Source organism: Spirosoma sp. (assembly GCF_048594605.1).
Taxonomy (GTDB): Bacteria; Bacteroidota; Bacteroidia; order Cytophagales; family Spirosomataceae; genus Spirosoma.
This window is the reverse complement of sequence record NZ_JBMDWV010000220.1, coordinates 1-2,996: the sequence shown is the minus strand read 5'-3', so window position 1 is coordinate 2,996 and position 2,996 is coordinate 1. Positions and strand designations below refer to the sequence as shown.

The following is a 2,996-nucleotide window of genomic DNA, read 5'->3' as shown; positions in this document are numbered from 1 at the left end:
CATTTCCTGCGCCGACTGCACACGTAACGCATTCGCTTCTACTTCCGGGCGAGTTTGTACGGCCCGATCCAGAAAGGCGCCCAAAGACTCTGTCACGGCGGTAGGGTTTGTTAGCAACGTATCAATGGCAATCTGCTGATTGTCGGGCAAGCCGATGAGCAGATTGAAATTGTAAAGTGCTGTCTGGCGAGCCTTCTCAACCTGTAAGCGACTCAGGTTCAGATTATTTTTCTGTAGCTGAATTTTTAAAACCTCGTTGGCCGTCACTACGCCCTCTTTCTGAAGGTTTTGTGCTTCGCGCTCCCGCTCGTCAAACTGCCTGATATTCTGCTCGATCACGCCAATCGAACGGGCCAGTTTAACGATGTTGTAATACGCATCCGTTACGGTATAAACCAGTTCCGAACGGTTTCGTTGCGCATCCAGATGACTAGCTTTTGCCAATAACTCCGCCGATTTCTCCGCCGACTTTTCTGCAAAACCGCCAAACACTTCCTTACTGATGGTAGCGCCACCCATTGTGGCATTAAATGCACCGGCGGGTATACCGAATAACGCTTTGCCATCTTCGCCCTGTCCAAGAGAAAAGGGACCTGTCAAACTATAGCGGGAATAAGCAAGAGACGCATTAGCCGTAGGTAAACTACGATCTTTTGCCTCCTGCGCCCGTGCTTCGGCAGCCTGCGTACGCGTATCGGCTAATTTGATACCCTTGTTGTTCTGCAAGGCCAGTTGAATGGCCTTATCCAGGGGCATAACGGCTGGTGCTGGTTGTGCAACCGCCAGGCTTAAGCCCGCCAGCACCATTCCAACACTCATTACGTACTTTTTCATATTACTTATTTCTAATTTTATCTAACAGTGTGTTCATCGTGCGTACTTCTTCGTCAGTCAGGTGGCTAACGATCGATTCAAAATTCTTGAACTCAACGGCGACAGCTTCTACGAACCGGTAAGATTCTTCGGTAAGTCGCAGATTAATCCGCCGACGATTTTGTGGATCTACCTCACGGACAATCAAATTTTTCGCAACCAGCCGATCCGTAAGCCGGGTCATGTCGGAGTTCACGTCAGTCATTTTTTCCTTCAACTCCCCTGCTGTCAAACTATTTGGATATACCTCCGAAAGACGTCGTAATGTGATATATTGTTGAACCGACAAATCAAACGGAGCTAGCTTTTGTCCAAAATAGTTGAATATATAGCCATCCGTCATGTGCAGATTTTTTATCAGGCGGTGGTATTCATTAATCGATTGCTTTTCCATGCTCATTGGGCGGTTTCAAAGGTATAACCAATATTCGTTTAAACAAATTTCGTTTAAACAACAAAATAGTTACGTTATTTGCTACGCTTAGGTTAACAAAACATAAAAAGCTTTGATTAGTACAACGATACTACGTTATTAGAATAATACAATATCTACCTTAAACTATTATCAAGAAATAATATGATTTTATCAAGAAGACATTAGTTTATTTTTAATATAATTTTAACCTTCAAAACCCCTTCTGCATCTCTGCCCATACAGGTCAGAGATGCAGAAGGGGTTTCCCTACCAAACGGTTATTCTATCCTTTTCGGGTTTATACATTTTGTCACCCGGCTGTACATTAAAGGCTTTGTAGAAAGGCGTAAAGTTCATTAGGGGGCCGTTCACTCGCCATTTGGCTGGTGAGTGCGGATTCGTGTTGACATACATGCCCATATACGCGTCCCTTGTTTTTACGCGCCATATTCGGGCAGTTGAGATGAAGAAACGCTGGTCGGGTGTAAAGCCGTCCAGTTTTGTGGTGTCTTTACCTTGCTCAGTCAATTTAAAGGCATCATACGCAATGGCAACTCCGGCAATGTCGGCGGTGTTCTCGCCCACGGTTAAGGCGCCTTTCACATGTACAGAATCGAGCACAGTAAACTGGTTATACTGATCAATCACCTGCTGGGTTCTTGCTTTGAATTTAGCGTAGTCTGCTTTTGTCCACCAGTTTGTTACGTTACCGAACTTATCAAATTGGGCACCCTGATCGTCGAACGAGTGCGTTATTTCGTGACCAATTACCATTCCAATGCCGCCGTAATTCAGCGCATCATCGGCATTTACATCGAAATAGGGAGCCTGTAGGATACCCGCCGGGAAAACGATTTCATTCATTGGCGGATTGTTGTAGGCCGTTACTGTTGGCGGAGTTGTGTGCCATTCCGTTCGGTCGACAGGCTGTCCTACTTTAGCCAGGCTGTAGCGATAGTCATTTCCATTGACCGACAACCAATTTTCAAAATAAGCGTCTCGTTTTACGTCTACCTTCGAATAATCTCTCCATTTATCCGGGTAACCGATTTTCTGAGAGAAGGCGTAGAGCTTTTCTTTCGCTTTTGTTTTGGTAGAATCGCTCATCCAGTCCAGTTTGTTGATGCGGGCTTCAAACGCTTTTTTAAGGTTGTCTACCAAAACGGCCATCCGTTTTCTTGCTTCTTCCGGAAAATATTTTTTTACGTATAACTGGGCCAGCGCATCGCCGAGTGAACCATCAACCGCCTGTGTCATCTCTTCGGCCCGTGTTTTCTTCACCGCCTGTCCGGTCAGAATTTTTGCATACGCAAACGACGCATCGACAAACGGTTGGCTCAGGAAGCCCGAGTAGTTGGTCAGGGCATTGGCTTTTAAATAGACTTTCCAGTCACCGATAGGTACTGACGTTAACATTGTATTCAGCTTGTCATAATAAGCAGGTTGTCTTACGTTGACCGAATCGACCTTCAATCCTAAGTCGGTTAACAAGGTTGCCCAGCTTAGAGTAGGCTGTCTTTTTATAAGATCAGCGACCGCCAGTTTGTTGTAGTTGGCCTTGACATCCCTACGTTCAATATTTGTTTTATGGGCACTGGCCAGTTGTTTTTCAAGTTCGTAGGCGATGTTTGCGTTTTTCTCCGCAGTCATTACGTCCGACCCTGTCAACTCAAACAGACGGGTGAGGTATTGTTGATACCCTTTTTGA

The 2,996-nt window shown here is 45.5% G+C and carries 3 protein-coding genes; all 3 read right to left on the bottom strand.

The window, feature by feature from the left end; all coding sequences use genetic code 11:
• Nucleotides 1–834, bottom strand: an 834-nt coding sequence (locus ACOJS8_RS14160; RefSeq protein WP_420149198.1) for a TolC family protein, incomplete at its 3' end; no start/stop codon positions are given.
• 1 nt (nt 835) lies between these two features.
• Nucleotides 836–1,267, bottom strand: coding sequence for a MarR family winged helix-turn-helix transcriptional regulator (locus tag ACOJS8_RS14155; protein ID WP_420149197.1), 432 nt, complete (start codon nt 1,265–1,267; stop codon nt 836–838).
• A gap of 288 nt (nt 1,268–1,555) precedes the next feature.
• The coding region (locus ACOJS8_RS14150; RefSeq protein WP_420149196.1) for a M13 family metallopeptidase at nt 1,556–2,996 on the bottom strand (1,441 nt) is incomplete at its 5' end.